This is a genomic window from Streptococcus sp. CF4-3 (assembly GCF_024295385.1).
Lineage (GTDB): Bacteria > Bacillota > Bacilli > Lactobacillales > Streptococcaceae > Streptococcus > Streptococcus infantis_I.
The window spans coordinates 40,945-58,764 of sequence record NZ_JANCPN010000004.1 but is presented as its reverse complement, the minus strand read 5'-3'; the positions used below and the strand labels follow the sequence as shown (position 1 = coordinate 58,764).

18 protein-coding genes are annotated in these 17,820 nt (G+C 42.2%); all 18 read right to left on the bottom strand.

Going from position 1 to position 17,820, the window contains the following annotated elements; genetic code table 11:
* Position 1 precedes the first annotated feature (1 nt).
* Complete coding sequence (locus NML75_RS04785; protein WP_036759238.1) at positions 2-760, bottom strand: threonine/serine exporter family protein; 759 nt, start codon at positions 758-760, stop codon at positions 2-4.
* An 85-nt stretch (positions 761-845) separates the two neighbouring features.
* On the bottom strand, positions 846-2,732 hold the full coding sequence (pknB, locus tag NML75_RS04780) for a Stk1 family PASTA domain-containing Ser/Thr kinase (protein ID WP_254804184.1): 1,887 nt from the start codon (positions 2,730-2,732) through the stop codon (positions 846-848).
* The gene (locus NML75_RS04775) at positions 2,729-3,466 is read right to left on the bottom strand and encodes a Stp1/IreP family PP2C-type Ser/Thr phosphatase (RefSeq protein ID WP_254804183.1); all 738 of its coding nucleotides are present in this window, start codon (positions 3,464-3,466) and stop codon (positions 2,729-2,731) included. The genes pknB and NML75_RS04775 overlap by 4 nt, the downstream gene beginning before the upstream one ends.
* Before the next feature lie 15 nt (positions 3,467-3,481).
* The gene (gene rsmB, locus NML75_RS04770; protein WP_254804182.1) at positions 3,482-4,795 is read right to left on the bottom strand and encodes a 16S rRNA (cytosine(967)-C(5))-methyltransferase RsmB; all 1,314 of its coding nucleotides are present in this window, start codon (positions 4,793-4,795) and stop codon (positions 3,482-3,484) included.
* Positions 4,788-5,723: a methionyl-tRNA formyltransferase gene (gene fmt / locus NML75_RS04765; protein ID WP_254804181.1), complete on the bottom strand. Its 936-nt coding sequence runs from the start codon at positions 5,721-5,723 to the stop codon at positions 4,788-4,790. Before fmt ends, rsmB begins: the two co-directional genes overlap by 8 nt.
* Positions 5,724-5,734: 11 nt before the next feature.
* A complete protein-coding gene (locus NML75_RS04760; RefSeq protein ID WP_254804180.1) occupies positions 5,735-8,125 on the bottom strand; it encodes a primosomal protein N' in 2,391 nt (796 codons plus the stop codon).
* Between the two features lie 84 nt (positions 8,126-8,209).
* Entirely contained in the window at positions 8,210-8,524 is a 315-nt protein-coding gene (rpoZ, locus tag NML75_RS04755) for a DNA-directed RNA polymerase subunit omega (RefSeq protein WP_004251389.1), read from the bottom strand.
* Positions 8,525-8,548: 24 nt separating this feature from the next.
* Positions 8,549-9,175 (bottom strand): guanylate kinase, encoded by a 627-nt coding sequence (gene gmk / locus NML75_RS04750; RefSeq protein ID WP_000775049.1) that lies wholly within the window; start codon positions 9,173-9,175, stop codon positions 8,549-8,551.
* A 136-nt stretch (positions 9,176-9,311) separates the two neighbouring features.
* Positions 9,312-10,925: a ribonuclease Y gene (locus NML75_RS04745; RefSeq protein ID WP_004251393.1), complete on the bottom strand. Its 1,614-nt coding sequence runs from the start codon at positions 10,923-10,925 to the stop codon at positions 9,312-9,314.
* A gap of 217 nt (positions 10,926-11,142) precedes the next feature.
* The gene (locus tag NML75_RS04740) at positions 11,143-12,240 is read right to left on the bottom strand and encodes a nucleotidyltransferase (RefSeq protein ID WP_004251395.1); all 1,098 of its coding nucleotides are present in this window, start codon (positions 12,238-12,240) and stop codon (positions 11,143-11,145) included.
* A gap of 9 nt (positions 12,241-12,249) precedes the next feature.
* On the bottom strand, positions 12,250-12,990 hold the full coding sequence (locus NML75_RS04735) for a class I SAM-dependent DNA methyltransferase (RefSeq protein ID WP_004251397.1): 741 nt from the start codon (positions 12,988-12,990) through the stop codon (positions 12,250-12,252).
* A 109-nt stretch (positions 12,991-13,099) separates the two neighbouring features.
* On the bottom strand, positions 13,100-13,453 hold the full coding sequence (rsfS, locus tag NML75_RS04730; protein WP_004251400.1) for a ribosome silencing factor: 354 nt from the start codon (positions 13,451-13,453) through the stop codon (positions 13,100-13,102).
* Positions 13,454-14,047, bottom strand: coding sequence for a bis(5'-nucleosyl)-tetraphosphatase (symmetrical) YqeK (gene yqeK, locus NML75_RS04725; RefSeq protein WP_004251403.1), 594 nt, complete (start codon positions 14,045-14,047; stop codon positions 13,454-13,456).
* Positions 14,047-14,676, bottom strand: a complete 630-nt coding sequence (locus NML75_RS04720; RefSeq protein WP_004251404.1) for a nicotinate-nucleotide adenylyltransferase — start codon at positions 14,674-14,676, stop codon at positions 14,047-14,049. Before NML75_RS04720 ends, yqeK begins: the two co-directional genes overlap by 1 nt.
* Positions 14,677-14,724: 48 nt before the next feature.
* The gene (gene yhbY, locus NML75_RS04715) at positions 14,725-15,036 is read right to left on the bottom strand and encodes a ribosome assembly RNA-binding protein YhbY (RefSeq protein WP_004251407.1); all 312 of its coding nucleotides are present in this window, start codon (positions 15,034-15,036) and stop codon (positions 14,725-14,727) included.
* Between the two features lie 213 nt (positions 15,037-15,249).
* The gene (gene yqeH / locus NML75_RS04710; RefSeq protein ID WP_070677699.1) at positions 15,250-16,356 is read right to left on the bottom strand and encodes a ribosome biogenesis GTPase YqeH; all 1,107 of its coding nucleotides are present in this window, start codon (positions 16,354-16,356) and stop codon (positions 15,250-15,252) included.
* Between the two features lie 2 nt (positions 16,357-16,358).
* Positions 16,359-16,886, bottom strand: coding sequence for a YqeG family HAD IIIA-type phosphatase (locus NML75_RS04705; protein ID WP_254804179.1), 528 nt, complete (start codon positions 16,884-16,886; stop codon positions 16,359-16,361).
* Positions 16,887-16,902: 16 nt separating this feature from the next.
* The gene (locus tag NML75_RS04700; protein WP_254804178.1) at positions 16,903-17,808 is read right to left on the bottom strand and encodes a magnesium transporter CorA family protein; all 906 of its coding nucleotides are present in this window, start codon (positions 17,806-17,808) and stop codon (positions 16,903-16,905) included.
* Positions 17,809-17,820: the final 12 nt, after the last annotated feature.

Here is a 17,820-nt window from a genome sequence, read left to right as displayed (position 1 = left end):
ATTAGTTCATGAGTAAGAGGGCGACAGAGGTGCCTGCCCCTAAGGCAAGGGTAACCAGCAAGGATTCAAACATCTTGCTCATACCAGAGTTAATGTGATTGGTCATAATATCTCGAACAGCATTGGTCAGGGCAATTCCCGGTACAAAAGGCATGACCGCACCTGCAATGACCAAATCAGCTGTAGAAGGAAAGCCAGAATAGCGCGCCCAAAATTGTGCAATCAAACCAAAAACAAGAGCACCTGCAAAAGCTGTCATAAAGGGAATACGGATAAATTTTTCTACGTAAAGAGAACAGGTGAAAGCAAATATGGTTGCCACTCCTGCACCAATGGCATCGTAGACATTCCCCCCGAACATGATAGAGAAGAAGGGAGCACTAAGGGTCGCTGCAGCAGTTAGCTGAACATTGGTATATGGTGAGGGCTTAGCATTTAATTGCTTAAGTTGAATAAAGGCTGTCTCCAAATCAAGCTGCCCTGATACAAGCTGCCGTGAAATCTGGTTGACATCACACACCTTCTCAATATTATAAGCAGAGGAGGTTACTCGTTTCATTCGAGAGATATTTGTATTTTCAATGGAGAAAAAAATAGCTGCAGGCATGGCCAAAACATTACAATCCATGATGCCTTGTGAATGAGCAATTCGAATCATGGTGTCTTCGACACGATAGATTTCAGATCCATTTCGAAGCAGAATTGTTCCTGCTAACATAATGACATCAATGACTGCATTCAGTTTTTTTGATTCGTCCATCTTCCCCTCCTTTTTAAACTCCTTTTATTTTATCATAAATTTTAAGGAAAAAAAACTTTGTCACAAAAACTGTGACAAAGATTGATTAGTTATCACCATTATGGTTCTCCGACTGATTATTCGATGACGGAGATGACGGTGCTGTCGTAGTTTGAGGTTCTCTAATCTGTGGTGATGTCTCTCCACGATATGGATTTCCTTGTGAAGGATTTGTTGTCGTTGTTGTAGTTTTCGGTTTGTAGATAGAAATTTTGATACGAGTTGTATTCAAATCTACACCTTCACCTGGTTTTGGACTTTGACTAACCACAGTATCCTCAACAGTCCCTTCTGGTGCTGTAGAAACCTCTACTACTTCAATATTCGCCTCTTTAACACCGACTATCTGAATCAAGTTATTCTTGGTAAATTCAAGGCTTGATCCAATATAACTTGGCATAGGAACGCTAGTTACCTTCTTGGCTACTGTCAAGGTAATCTCTGTCGCCTTACTAAGATAATAAGTGGTTCCTTCTGGCAGACTCTGTCTCATAACAAGTCCTGCCTCTGTTTCACTTGATTCTTCTTCTACAACCTTGATGAGATTTTCAGGAACTTTTTTCCCTTTCAACTCTGCAATGACGTCTGTAGAATTGCGTCCAATATAATTTCCAATCTTAAATGATTGCTGACCTGAAGAGATAATGAGATTGACTTTAATACCTTCTTTACGAGACGAACCAGCATCTGGATCCGTTCGAATCACTCGGCCTTCTTCTACCGTATCACTAGCTTCAGACTTTTCCTCGCCAATTTCAAAATTAGCTTTTTTAAGTTTTTCCTTAGCTTCTGCTACAGTTTGTCCTGCAACATTTGGAATTTCAACAGTTGCTGGTGTTTTGGATACTATCCAAAAGAGAGAAGCCAAAACAAGTATAAAGCTAGCCAAAAGCACTAAATACCTCGCTTTAAAACGACGCTTCTTGACTGGTTTTGCAACAGTTTCTTTACTAGTTGCCTTTTGAGTCGGCTTTTGGCTCTGAGGACTTTCTTCCTTTGGTTGCACTTTAGGAATCGCTGTTAAAGTAGATTGTGAAATTTTCGGTAAGGTTTTTGTGTCAACTTTACTTGTATCTTCAAATACCAGCTTTGGTTCATTTCGACGGTTATAAGAAAGACTGCTCAATAAGTCAACATACATCTCTGAGACAGTTTGATAACGGTCTGTCAACTTTTTAGCTGTCGCTTTTATAACAACGTTTTCCAAGGATTGTGGTACTGATGGGTTTTCTGCAATGACCGAAGGAAGTGGTTTTTGGAAATGCTGAAGTGCAATCGTAACAGCACTATCTCCATCATATGGAATATGACCTGTCAACATTTCGAAAAAGATAATTCCCATTGCATAAATATCACTCTGTATGGTCGCCTTAGAACCACGCGCCTGCTCAGGTGATAGATAGTGAACAGAACCCAACATGGAGTTGGTCTGTGTCAAACTGGTTTCTGCAAAGGCCACTGCAATCCCAAAGTCAGTAACTTTTGCAGTTCCATCAGGAGTCAAGAGTATATTTTGAGGTTTTAAATCACGGTGAATAATCCCCTTTGCATGCGCCAAACGCATAGCCAAGAGAATTTGCCCCATGATACGAACAGCTTCCTCGTTTGATAGAGGGTGGTGTTCTTTAATATAACGTTTGAGGTCAAGCCCAGCTACATATTCCATAGCTAGATATTGTTGACCGTCTTCTTCACCGATATCCGTAATTCGAACGATATGAGGATGATCTAGGTCCGCCATCGCACGTGCTTCACGCTGAAAACGTGCAACAGCGATTGGATCCGTTTGGTAGTTGGTCCTCAGGACCTTCACCGCTACCTCTTCCCCATCCAGAATCAAATCTTTGGCCAGGTAGACATCTGCCATCCCACCACGGCCAATTTGTTTGATAATCCGATATCGTCCGGCAAATATCTTGCCGATCTGGATCATTTTGATTCCTCCTCAATCGCAATCAAGGCAACAGTAATGTTATCAAGCCCTCCGGCATTGTTTGCAAAACGTACTAAGGTTGCCGCCTTGTCTTCAAGTGAAATATCACTTGTCACGATGTCATAGATTTCACTTCCTGAAATCATATTCGTGAGACCATCACTGTTCATAACGATATAGTCACCAGGTTCCAAGCTCACAATCCCTAAATCAGGTTGAATCTCATCTTTTTGTCCAATAGACTGGGTGATGATATTTTTTTGTGGATGCGCTTCAGCTTCTTCAGGTGTTAATTGACCTGCCTTGAGCAACTCATTGACTAATGAATGATCACTTGTTAATTGATGGTACTCTTCTCCACGAACCAAGCCGATACGAGAATCACCAATATGAGCATAGATGGCTTGGTTATCAATGATTGCAAGGGCTTCTAGAGTTGTACCCATCCCTTTATATGCTTCATCACGCCCCAATTGATAAATCTTTTGATTCTCAATTTCTAGGTGTTCTGCAAACCATTCACGAACTTCATTCACGGTATCAATCTGAGTATCTACCCAGGCAACACCTAAGTCCGTAACTGCCATCTCACTGGCAATATTACCCGCTCGGTGTCCTCCCATCCCGTCAGCCAAGATAATCATCTTGCGACCGGCACGGTTGACAAAAAGATTGACATAGTCTTGATTATTTGTACGCTTCTGACCCACATCTGTTAATAATGAAATCTCCATTGTGTCAGTTCCTTCCTAATTGGATATCTTACGAAATTGGCTGATAAAGAATCCATCACTTCCGTACAATTCTGGAGTAATGAGGATACAGCCATCTTTTAGGATATCCTTGCATTCGTGTTCTAGTTTAACCTGCTCGAACTCTGGATGACTTTCTAAAAATGCTTGAACCACTTGAAAGTTCTCCTCAGAGACAATAGTGCAGGTACTATAAGTTATTATACCACCTTTACGTAGCGTTTGACAAACACTACCTAATATTTCCAACTGAATTTCCTGTAATGACGCGAAATCAGCAGTGTCTTTGTTGTATTTGATATCTGGTTTCCGACGCAATAGACCAATCCCTGAGCAAGGGGCATCAACAAGAATCTTATCAAATTGATCCTTACCAAAAAACTCGTGAACCTTTCGGGCATCCAATTTTTGTGTTTGAACACGGTCTACTACGCCTAAACGCTGGGCATTCTCTTGAATCAAAGTGAGTTTGTGGTCGTAGAGATCCAGAGCTGTTACCTGACCTGTCGTGAGATAAGAGGCCATATGGGCTGTTTTCCCACCCGGAGCTGCACAGGCATCCAAAACCTGCTCCTCTCCTTGTAAATCAAGAGTTGGAGCAACCAGTTGACTAGACTCATCCTGGATAGTAATAGCCCCTTCAGCAAACAAGTCATGACCCGCAAAATGCCCCTGCTCCTTGACCAGACCAGAAGCTGATAAAGCAGAATCACTTGCATCAAGCAGAGCTTTAATTTCCTCTTTTAGGCTCAAATCTGTCACACGGATACTGGCTTTATTGCGTTGTAAAAGACTTTCAAAAATCGCTTGCGCTCGCTCTTCTCCATACTCTTCCTTGAGCTTAGAAACTAACCATACTGGCAAAGAGTAGGCGATAGAATCACGCTTGTTCTTACGTTTGATACTGGCAGTATCTGGCAAACCTTCTCGCAAGATACGGCGAAGGACTGCATTGACCAATTTTTCGCTACCTTTTTTACGAAGTTTTGCAATTTCTACCGCTTCATTGACCACTGCATGATCAGGAAGCTTATCCAAGTATTGGAGTTGATAGACGCTCATGAGAAGCAAAACATAGAGCCAGCTGTCTAGCTTGTCTCTATCTTCAATAAAGTGAGACAAATACCATTCTAAAGTCAGTTTACGAGCTACGGTTCCATAAACAAGCTCAGTCACCAAACCTTTGTCAGTTGCTGACAGCTGACTTCCCTTGAGGTGTTTATTTAAGGCGATATTGGAGTAGGCTTGATTGACAAAGACATCCTCTAGCACCTTTAAGGCTAAATTTCTAGCCGTTTCTACTTTAGTCACCAAATCGTTCTCCTACTGCCAAACTTCGTCCAACGCCGTTGAGGAAGGAAGCAATGTCCATTTTAGGTTTTCCTGCTGGTTGAACCTGTTTGAGAGATAGAGCTCCTTCTGCTGTTGCGACAATCAATTCTTTCTTACCAATGGAGAGTATCTCACCCGGATTCCCCTGACCTTCTACAGGCAAAGCTTCATAGATTTTGAAGCGTTCTCCCTTGAGGAAGGTATGAGCAACTGGCCATGGATTCATCCCACGGATTTGGTTGAAAAGTTGACGGTTGGTCTTGTTCCAGTCCAGTTTTTCCTCCTCTGGTTTAATATTTGGTGAGAAAGTTACTTGGCTTGGATCTTGCGGTTGAGGCTGAATTTCACCAGCTATATAAGCAGGTAGGGTATCCAAAAGCAAATCACGCCCAACAATGGCCAATTTTTCAAACAAAGTTCCAACATTGTCCTCATCAGTAATGGGAATACTGCGACGAGAAATCATGTCCCCTGCATCCATTTCCTTGACCATTTCCATAATGGTTACTCCTGCTTCTTCATCACCTTGAATCAAGGCATAATGGATAGGAGCTCCACCACGGTGCTTTGGAAGAAGCGAAGCATGAACATTGACTGCAAAATCCATGCTATCAAGGAGTTTACTTGGGAGAAACTGCCCAAAAGCTGCAGTCACAATCCCGTCAGCTCCCAAATTCATGATAGCTTCCATCTCTGGACTACCCGATAATTTTTCAGGTTGAAAGATAGGAAGTCCTGCCTCTTTGGCAGCTTGTTTCACTGGGGTTTCCTGGATGACTTTTTTACGGCCGACAGCACGATCTGGCTGAGTTACAACCGCTACAATCTCGTAGCGGTCATCTGACAAAAGCCCCTTTAAAACAGTTGCTGAAAAATTGGGAGTTCCCATAAAGATTAGTTTTGTCATCTTTTCTCCTTCTATAAAAATTGTTGCGGTTCGTGGTCAATACTGAGACGAAGTTCGCTATTTTCACGTTCTTGAGTTAGAGCTAAGACCTGATTAAGGGTAGAAGCTAACTCATCTTCTAAACGGTATTTAATCAAAATTTGGTAATGATAGAGGTTATGAGTGCGAGCGATAGGTTTTGGCGTCGGACCTAGAATTACACTAGCATCCGATAAACCTGACCGCAAAATCTCCATGACTTGATAAGCACGTCTAAGAACCTCTTCTTCTTTTTTATGAGATAAGGTGATTCCAATAGTAAAATAATAAGGTGGATAACCCAACTGACGTCTAATGCCCATTTCATAGGCATAGAAACCTTCGTAGTCCTGATCCTTGGCGAACCGAATGGCATAATGCTGAGGATTATAGGACTGAATCAAAACCTGTCCAGCCTTTTCAGCACGACCGGCGCGACCCGCCACCTGGGTCAAGAGTTGGAAGGTTCTCTCAGAAGAACGAAAATCAGGCAGGTTCAAGGCTGTATCCGCATTGAGAACACCAACCAAGGTCACATTTGGAAAATCCAAGCCCTTGGCAATCATCTGGGTTCCTAGCAATATGTCCGCTTCACCATTGCCAAATTGTTCAAGTAAAGCTTGGTGACTGCCTTTTTTACGAGTTGTATCCACATCCATGCGTAGAATGCGTGCCTCTGGAAAGAGTTCCGCTAGCTCATCGTAGGCCTTCTGGGTCCCCGTTCCATAGTAACGAATGCTACGACTCTGACAGTTTGGACAGACATGGGGGATTTCCTTAGAAAAACCACAATAATGACAATTCATAGTCTTGGTATCCATGTGCAGGGTAAGAGAAATATCGCAGTTTGGACAGGTATCAACTGTCCCACATTCCCGGCACATAACAAAGCTAGAATAACCACGACGATTGAGCATGAGAACAACCTGCTCTTTTTTATCCAGTCGATCTTGAATGGCCTCAATCAGTGGTGGTGTAAAGTTTGATGTTTCATTCTGCCCGATGTAATCACGGAAATCAATCAGTTGAACCTCAGGAATACTTGCTAAAGGATTGGCCCGTTGAGTCAGACGTAGATGTTGATAAACACCCTTACCAGCACGCGCACGGCTTTCTAGACTTGGTGTTGCAGAACCAAGGACTAGGGCAGCTTGATTGTACTGGGCACGTAAAAGAGCCACATCTCTAGCATGGTAACGAGGATTGCTATCTTGCTTATAACTAGCCTCATGCTCTTCATCGATAATGATAACACCTAGATTTTTCAAAGGTGCAAAAATAGCAGACCTAGCCCCAACAACTACCTGAGCATCTCCACGCTCCACCTTGCGCCATTCATCGTACTTTTCACCATTTGACAAGCCTGAGTGGAGGATGGCAACTTGCTCACCAAAACGAGCAATAAAGCGCTCGGTCATTTGAGGTGTCAGAGAGATCTCTGGAACTAGAACAATCGCTGTTTTTCCCATATCTAAGGCACCTTGGATAATCTGCAGGTAAACCTCGGTTTTCCCACTTCCTGTAATTCCTTGTAGAAGAAATGGAGGATGTTTCTTTCCAATCGCTCCAACAACCGCCTCACAGGCTAGTTTTTGCTCTGGGTTTAACTCTAAGGCTTGATTTGACTCGATTCCTTCAAAGTAGGCAGCTGAACGTTGAACTTCCTTTTGAAGAATCGTCAAAGCACCCTGTTCCACAAAGAAGTTGACTTGTTCACGAGAGTAATGTTCTAACAAAGTAGCCAAAGGAGTACTTTCTGGATGTGCTACTAAATAATCTCGCAGTTCCAATTTCTTCTTGGCACGGTTTGAGATTTCTAGCTTTTCTAATTTGTCAAGATTCACTTGAACCCAAGACTGTGTTTTGACTTTCTTCTGATCCACAGCCTGATACTCGAGTTTCAAAAGCCCTTTTCGAGTCAAGCGCATCATCTCGGCCTGCTTTTTCAAGTCAAGCGATGAAAAGGCTAGAGATTCTTGCGAACCGAATAAGCGCTCCTTATCCTCCTGACTCAAGCCTTCCAGAGGATAGAGGATTTTATCATAGCTAGAATTCAAAAATCCTGGAAGCATGGCTTTAAGAATAGAAATCTTGTATGAAAAAACTGACTTACGTAGTTCTTCAGCCAACCAGAGTTGTTCCTCCGTTAAGACAGGAGAAAAATCCAGCACCTCAGCAATTTCTTTCAAGTCTTCATCTGCCATTTCCGATTCTTGTTCCATTCCAAGAACAATCCCTTGAATCAAGCGATTGGCCTTCCCAAAAGGCACATGAACCCGCATACCAACTTCCAGCATGTCTACAAATTCCTCAGGGACCTTGTAACTGTATGGTTGGTCCGTCTGCATCAAGGGAACATCCACAATGATTTTCGCAATAGCCATATCCTCACCTCCCTCTCTTCTTAAATCGTTTCAATTGATTGAGTATTCTTGCAATAGAAAAAATAAGATTGAGTCCCCCCAACCTTAAATTTTTTCACCTTCTTCTTTTTCTTTCGCGATTTGCTCTTTGATTTTCTTTTCTTCTTCTTCTCTCAATCGTCTTTCTTCTTCGATACGACGACGAACAGCTTCGCGTTTTCCTTCTGGATCTGGGTGGATGGTTACATTCCCTGATTCAATTTCTTCCAAGGCACGAAGTGTAGATTTTTCAGATTTGAATTCTTGTGTTGGAGTTGCTCCAGCTTCTAATTCGTGAGCACGTTTTGCTTCCAAGATGACGAGTGAATATTTTGATGGTACCTTGTCAAGCAAGGTATCAATAGAGGGTTTAAGCATCATTTGTTTGTACCTGTTTTCTATAGTTTATCGAATAGTTGGAGACTTTGGTAGCATATCCTGGTAGTGACCGATGACACGATCGACGCGGAAATGTTCTGCTTCAATCACACGTTTGACACGTTCTGCGGCAAGAGGAACATGATCATTGACAATAGCATAGTCATATTCACGCATCAAAGCAATTTCTTCTTTGGCTTTTTCGATACGTTGGGCAATCACTTCTGCGCTATCGGTACCACGGCCTACGAGACGGTCTTGCAATTCTTCCAAATCTGGTGGTGTCAAAAAGATAAAGACTGCATCTGGAACTTTTTTCTTGACCTGAAGAGCTCCCTGCACTTCAATTTCAAGGAAAACGTCAATCCCTTTATCAAGGGTTTCATTGACATAGGTCAGAGGAGTTCCGTAGTAGTTGCCTACATACTCTGCATACTCTAACATCTGTCCTTGACGGATCAATTCTTCAAATTCTTCACGCGTACGGAAGAAATAGTCAACTCCGTCTACTTCACCTGGACGTTGCGCCCGCGTTGTCATAGATACAGAATATTGGAATTGGTTTTCAGAACTCTCAAAAATTTCTCGTCTAACCGTTCCTTTTCCAACTCCTGAAGGACCTGAAAAAACGATTAGTAAGCCACGGTCTGCCATGATGTCTCCTTTGGATAGTTTGTGAAATGCCTTGGAAATTCATTCAGAATTCTCTTTGTGAAGGCATTTCTGCTTACTACAATCTTTCTATCTAGTGTAACAAAAAAGCAGTAATTTTTCAACTGCTCTTTCTTATTTATTTTGCATAATCAACTGCACGAAGTTCACGAATCACGGTTACCTTGATATTTCCTGGGTAATCGAGGTTGCTTTCGATTTTCTCACGAACTTTGTGAGCTAAGATTGTGACCTTATCGTCCTTGATTTGACCTGGATTTACCATAATTCGGATTTCACGACCAGCTTGAAGGGCAAAGCTATTTTGAACTCCTTCAAAGCTATTAGCGATTTCTTCTAAATCATGGAGACGTTTGATGTAGCTTTCAAGTGATTCGCTACGAGCTCCTGGACGGGCTGCACTTAAGGCATCCGCTGCAGCAACGAGAACTGCAATCACACTTTCAGGCTCTACATCTCCGTGGTGACTAGCAATCGTGTTAATCACAACTGGATGCTCTTTGTACTTGCGAGCTAATTCAGTACCAATCTCAACGTGGCTGCCTTCTACTTCTCGGTCAATGGCTTTACCAATATCGTGAAGGAATCCTGCACGGCGGGCAAGAGCTGCATTTTCACCAAGTTCGCTAGCCATGATACCAGCTAACTTAGCCACTTCGATTGAGTGTCGCAAGACATTTTGTCCGTATGAAGTACGGAACTGCAGGCGACCCATGATCTTCATCAAGTCAGGGTGAAGGTTTGGTGCACCGATTTCGTAGGCTGCAGCTTCACCATATTCACGAATTCTGTTATCAATTTCTTGACGGTTTTTCTCAACCAACTCTTCGATACGAGCTGGGTGAATTCGCCCATCCTTAAGTAAGGTTTCCATCGTCATACGGGCAATCTCACGGCGGATAGGATCAAAACCTGACAAGGTTACCACTTCTGGCGTATCATCAATGATGACATCAACCCCTGTCAAACTTTCAAAGGTACGGATGTTACGACCTTCACGACCAATGATACGACCTTTCATAGTATCATCAGGCAGATGAACTGTCGAGTTGGTAGACTCAGCTACATACTCACCAGCAATTCTCTGCATGGCTTGGGATAAAATATCCTTAGCAAGCTTATCTGAACGTTCCTTGACTTCTTGCTCCGCCTCACGAATGCGGCTAGCAATTTCCTTGGTCAAGTCTTCTTCTGTTTGGGCTAAGATAATATCTTTTGCCTCTGACTGTGTCAGACTTCCGACACGCTCTAGTTCTGCTTGCTTTTGCTTTTCAATTTCCTCTAGTTGCTCTTCACGTGCATCAAGGTTTTTTGCTCTATCAGAAATACTTTGTTCTTTTTGTTCAAGTGTTTTTTCTTTGTTCGTCAAATTATCGTCTTTACGGTCAAGGCTCGTAGCTCTCTCCGTCAAACGACTTTCGATTTGCTTGAGTTCTTGACGCTCCGACTTAAATTCAGCGTCCACTTCTTCGCGGTATTTTCTGGCTTCCTCTTTAGCCTCCAATAGTGCTTCTTTTTTAAGGGATTTGCTTTCGCTCTTGGCTTCATTTAGTAATAAATCCGCTTCGCGCTCAGCTTGTCCTCGTAAATTAGTTGCTTCTTGTTCAGCATTTAAAAGCATCAACTCTGCAGCCTCTTGTGATGATTTCATCTTGACTGAGATGCTGACATATCCAATGACTAAACCAATGATGACGGCAAAAACAACTATAACAATTGTCATAATTTCCATGTTTTTACCTCAATTTATTTGTTTATCTGAATGACATGCATTCTTATACATTTTATCACAAAAAAATATTTTTAACAAACCTTAAATGGAAGTTGTTATAGTTATTTTTAGGAGCAATATCTTCATTTTCCTTAGTAAAATAAGCTTCTTAAACCTAACTATTTTTTAAAAGAATTTTTTTGCAAAAAATAAGAAAAAAGTCCACCTCACAGTAGACTTAGTTTGTTTCGATTCTGATTGGCACTCTGCCAAAATTTTGTTCTGCGATACTCGGGTATCCCAGTTGATAGATTTGGTCTGCCTTTTGGGTTATGGCATCCCAGGGTTCTTTACCGATTCGGCTAACTAGATTGACCTGCTCCTTGAGAGTTTTAAGGTGTTGTCTGCCTTTTTCGGTAAAACCTAGGACATGAATGGCTTCTGGCAAGTCACTTTCTCTAGCCTGCACCAAGATATAGGTCAAGAGGCGTCGCACACGCGCCTTGGTGTAGCGTTTGGTAGCCACTAACTCAACCAATTCCTCAATAGATTTTGCTATTTTGATGGCTTCCTTAATACGCACAGCCATTTCTTGATTGACCTGATAAATAGTACTTAAATCTGGATTTGACAAGATTTGATAGCGTAAAAGTGAAAAATAATTTCCCCAGCTCACCTTACTCGCCTGCTCAAAAATAGTAACAGAAGGCATAAAGCGTTCTAAGAAATCTGAGTCTGATTGGTGCTGACGGAGGGCTGTCGCCGAAGCAAAGTCCACATCCTTGTCCACAGAATGATATCCTGCTCCCTGACGTTGAATTGGATGAAGTTTGATGTTTCGTCCAGCAACTGCCTTGGCGTAGGCAAGAGCAAGAACATGATTGGGCGTATCACCCGAAAAATCAAGACCTGCAAATTCCTTCCACATAGCTTGCGTTTTCTGAGGGTAGGAGAGGGAATCAGGTAGATTTTCTACAAATTTCTCCATCTCTTGACCACACTCTGCGTATAAGTCAGCAATTTTCTGGTAATCTAGAACTTCCTCTGTCCCAAAAGCTAGGCTGTCAATTCCTAACTGCGCCAAGATATCTACTGCTCCTTGTCCAAAGAAATCTGCTGCCTGAACACTGACTAAAAAGGGCAATTCCACTACCAAGTCTGCTCCATTCTCCAGTGCCATTTGAGCCCTTGTCCACTTGTCCACGATAGCAGGCTCTCCACGCTGCATGAAATTCCCAGACATGGCAACGATTTTCAGCCCATCCGCCTGTTCTAGCAGGTATTTGTGGCCATTATGAAAAGGATTGAACTCTGCGATAATACCTGTAATGGTCATGATATTCTCCTACTTCTGCGCGACAAAAAACCAACGGGTGCTGGTTTCTGTAGGCTCCTTATCCTCAAAGTCAGCATAAAGCTTGAAGGATTTGAAACCAGCTTGTTCTAACAGAATATCATAGGTCAAGACCTCATAAGTCCGCTCCTCATGAACTTCGTCGTGACGACTAAAGGAACCATCCGCTTCCTTGATAAAAAAGGTCAACTCATGCACGATAGAATGTGGTGCTGCATCCTCGTAGGTATCCCAGAGCATGGCAAAGTCTTCTGCATTTTCATGATAGGAATAACCTGGGAAAACTTCATCAGTCTGGTAAGTCGAATGCACGTCAAAGATGAAAACTCCGTCTTCGTTTAGAGCATTGTAAACTTCTTTGAAGACGTCTCCCACTTCTACCTCGTCCTGCATGTAGCAGATAGAGTCCGAATAGCAGGTCACAAAGTCATATTTACCGGCCTTGGACAAATCCAGCATATTGCCTTCAATAAAATCAATCTTTTGCTTGGCTGAAGCCGCTCTCTTCTCAGCAATCTTCAACATGTCCGCGCTCAAGTCCAGTCCAGTCACTTCAAAACCAGCCTGAGAAAAGCGCACTGACTGGATGCCTGTTCCACAAGCCAATTCCAAGAGTTTCTTTCTCTCCTTAGTCTTTGGCAAATGACGGAGGGAAAAATCCGTCCATTTATCGTATAAACTATCATCCATCACAGCATCGTAAACAGCCGCAAAAGTCTCGTATGTTGCCATAATCATGATACCAAGAGCATCTCTGGAAATACCTCTCGCTCTCACCTTTCTAACGATTTTCTTCTAAATTAAGCAAAGAAACTCAGTTGACTGCAACTGAGTTCATCTCTTATGCCAAGGCTTCTGAAATATCTACAGAATTCGCTTCATGCCATAATTTTTCAAGGTTATAGTGGGCACGCATTTCTTCTGAGAAGATATGCACTACGACACCACCAAGGTCTAACAAGACCCAGCCACCAGCTGCATCGCCTTCAACGTGACTACCTTTAAAGCCAGCTTGGGCTACTTTTTCACGGATATTTTCAGCGATAGCATCCAACTGACGGCTATTCATTGAGCTCGTGATGACAAAGTAATCTGTCACACTGGTCAATTCTTGTACGTCAAGTGCGAGGATATCCTCCGCACGTTTCTCATCGGCCGCTTTCACGACTAGTTCTAATAATTCTTTTTCGTTCATTTAGTCCTCTTTCAAATAGTGCACATAGGCGTTATAGGTTTCAAGGGTTTGGGGATAGATGGGAAATCCCTGGTGAGCCAAATGTTCGACAGTGCGAGCTGTTTCATAAGCTACTGCCTTATTGAGTGACAAACTTGCAATCTCACGCGCCTGGTCCACACCTGGAAAGGCACGATTATGCTCGATGTAATCTGCGACGTAGATAACCTTATCAAGATCCATCATCTGACCAGCTCCAACTGTATGAATTTCAATAGCTCGTAGGATTTCAGAATCTTGTAAATCCAAATCTTCCTGAATCTTGTAGATACCGACCATGCCATGCCAGACATTATTGCCCCAGTTTTTAAGATCAGAGTCAAGTTGATAACGATCTATCAAGTCTAAAAATTCTTGATCTGATAACTTTTTAGCATAGTCATGAAGGAGACCAGCTAAACCAGCTTTCTCAACATCCACACCAAAGCGCTGAGCCAATTCTATGGCTGCACGCTCTACACCCAAACAATGGGTTAGGCGTTTCTCGGGTAGAAGCTCTGCCATTTTCCCCAACAATTCCTCTCGTGAACAGTTGATGTAGTCTTGATATGCCATTAGTAGAGACCTTCTTTCTCGATATAGTCTAGCACTGGTTTGGGTAGGAGAAAGTTAGGTGTTCGTCCTTGGGCGATGAAATCACGTACCATACTGGATGAAATATCCATAAGAGGCACATCTACCCAAATGACTGGATAAGAAGTCCCAGCCTTGTAGCGTGGTCGTTGAACTCCTACAAACTGAACGAGGTCGACCAATTCATCAATTCTGTACCACTTAGGCAGATAGTCTACCATGTCAGCACCGATGATAAAGTAATAATCTGTATCTGGATTCTTCTCTGTCAAAATCTTCATGGTGTCGTAGGTATAGGAAATACCCTTACGCTCCAGCTCGATGGTCTCAATAGCTAAACCTTCGATTCCGTCAATTGCCAATTCAAGCATCTTGAGGCGGTGGTGTTCAGAAATGGTTTCCTTTTTGTCTACGTGAGGTGGTTGGTATTCAGGCATAAGCAGCACTTGATCCAATCCCAACTGTTGGCGCACTTGGTCTGCGACGATAAGGTGGGCATTGTGAACAGGGTTAAAATTTCCCCCTAAGATTCCAACTTGCTTACGTTTTTTATCCTTGATTTCTGGCTCTAACTCCACTTTTGTAAAGGGAGTTAATAATTCGATTGCCATAGGCTAATCTCCTTTAGTCTTCTGTAAAAACAGTTTGGGAGTATATGCTTAGATTTCTTTGACTCTTTTAGAAATCTTGCGATTTTCTTTCTTGCTTGATTGTTTATACAAAATCAAGATACGACCAATTTTTTGTACTGTATCCACACCGATTTCTTCTTCCAAGATTTCAGCTACTTCGTGGATGTTTTCATCTGTGTTTTGCAAGAGAGTAACCTTGATCAATTCGCGGGCGTCAAGTGCCTGACGAACGCTGGTTTTGATTTGGTCGTTGAGTCCATTTTTCCCGATTTGAATAATGGGTTTGAGGGTGTGTGCCTGGCTGTTGAGGAAGGCACGTTGTTTTGATGTTAATGACATAATTCATTTAAAAGAGTTTCTTTTTATACTTTTCTGAAGTGGTGACGGACGTCAGCAAAGTCCTCTGGACTTTCATGACTAAAATTTGAGCCTAAAGTCTCAAATTTTCCTCAGTTGGTACAATCACTTGTACCAACTAACACCACGGCGAAAAGTATCTTCTAGGGGCTCGCAATGCTCGCCTTTATAAAGATAACTCTTTCCTTTCTGTGTTTAAATAATTGCTTTTCGTGTGACGACTGCGACGCCTTCTGGTGCCCAGACGGCGACTTTGGCAGTTCCTGTTACACGGATCCAGCCTAGTCCTGAGATAACGAGGTCTGTCTTATCTTTGATAGTAAAGACATGTTGGACCAGTTTGGGAAAATCTTCTTTTTCCTTGCTATTTGGTGGTGTAAGGAGGGTTCCAAGGTGCTTGTCGTAAAAGGCACTCGCTCCTTCAAGCTTGGTACGATGAAGTTTGAGTTCATTGTCAAAGAAAGCTGTGAAGCCTTGCTTCTCTCCTGCGATGAAGTCAAAGCGTCCCAAACCTCCTAAAAAGAGAGTTTGTTCAGGATTGAGCTGGTAAGTTTTAGGTTTGATTTCCTTTTTAGGGCTGACATACTTGAGGTTTTTAGCCGTCAAGTAGTGGGCCATCTGATGACGATGGATAATTCCAGGCGTATCGTAGATATAAGAACCATCATCGAGCGGAATTTCAATCTTATCCAAGGTTGTTCCTGGGAAGCGTGAAGTTGTGATGATGTTCTGGTCACCCGTAATTTCCTGGATAATAGCATTGATAAGAGTTGATTTCCCAACGTTGGTAACCCCAACTACATAGACGTCACGACCCTTACGGTAGTGCTCAATTTTATCAATGACTTCCTTGATAGCATGCTTGTTTTGGGCTGAAGTCAGAACGACGTCAACAGGACGTAGACCTTCTTCGTGGGCACGTTCCATGAGCCATTGACTAATCTTACCTGGTTTAACAGACTTAGGTAGGATGTCTTTTTTATTTCCAACCAAGAGAACATCATTGCCTGATACAAAACGAGGCAATCCTGGGATAACAGAGCCATTAAAGTCAAAGATATCAATAACATTGACCACCAAGGCATCACTGTCTCCCACCTCGTGCAAGAGTTTTAGAAAATCATCATCCGTCAACTGCACATCTGTGATTTCATTGTAATGACGAAGACGGAAACAACGTTGGCAATAAACTTCACCAGTTTCCAAACCTTTTTCGAGTGCTGACTGAGGCGTAAAGCCTAGACCGGTCTTATCTGTCGTCTGAATGGTTGCTCCACAGCCAATACAGAGAATTTCTTCCATAGTTAGATTCCTTTTTTATATGTGATAGGCCCGTACTTTTCAGTGATTTGTTTCATGACACGGCGCTCACGAGCGCGGTTAATCTTCGTTTTGATAGAGTCATGCTGGACCAAGGGTTTGACCAAAATCGAACGAATCCCTGCTCGGTGAGCAGCTCGAATATCCGTCATGAGTTGATCCCCAACCATGACCACTTCGTTTTTCTCATAGTGGAATTCCTTCATAGCACGATCAATCCCGAAAGTAAAAGGCTTCAAAGCCCAGTAGACATAATCAATCCCAAATTTTTCAACTGCTCGTTGGACACGTTTTTTAGAATTATTTGAGACTACAATAATGCGAATCCCTGCGTCACGAAGGTCATGCAACCATCGTTTCATCTCTGGAGTCCCGTCAGGGTTATTCCAAGCAATCAGAGTATTGTCCAAATCCACCAAAACAGCTTTGATCCCTTGGTTTTTCAGGCTTTGGACTGTCAAATTATAAACTGCTTCTACAGCAAAGTCTGGCATGTAGTTTTCAATCACCATTTTGGTTCCTTTTCTTTTATTTTCTAGTAATTTTCTTCAGCCATTGAGATAAGGCCGCCCATAAAATCAAGCTAGTCATTAAGATATAAATCCAAGCATTTGGCTCTTCTGTAAATGGTAGAGGAACATTCATTCCGAAGAAACCTGTAATAACCGCAAGTACTGCTAGTAAGACGGAGATAATAGTCAAAATTGTCAAACTATCATTCAGGTTGTTGTTTAGGATGTTGTTGTAAGAAGCTGAGAGTTGTTGCAAGACTTGAGAAATCAAGTCTGTCATAGACACCAACTGATGGGCTTCAATCATCGCATCATCAAACTGCTCTCGTTCGACATCATTAAATTTCCGATAAAGAGCATGGCCCTGGATATGTTCCAAGAGGAGTCGATTTTGTTTTGCTGCTGCTGTCAAGTAAACCATACCAGTCTCCAAGTCAGAGAGGGCGAAGAGATTTTTCTTTGTTGTAGTTTGACGTAGCAAGGCACTAATTACGTCCTTACTTTTATCCATCTCTTCAATTACAGGATAATAAGCGTTACTGATAATCTCTAAACCAGCAAAGAGAAACTTGTAAATTGAAATAATTTCATGGCTATCCAGATAAGCTAACATCTGATCAATGACATAAGCATTCTTATGGTTGCTGATGGTAATCATTCGTTTGTTTTCAACGATAAAGGTCATGGGAATGGCTTCATAGTATTCCTTGTCTTTTTCTAGGTCAAGGACATTATAAATAAAGGTCACAGTCCCATTCTCACGGTTATAATCCATGTGGGCTCTTTCATTTCTATCCAGAGCATATTCGATGGTTTCCTTATCCAAACCATAGATTTCAGATAAATCTTCAAGATTTTTAATTTTTTCGATATCAAGATTTATCCAGGTACAACCATTTCCTAATTGTTTATCTAAAACCATCATTTCTCCTCT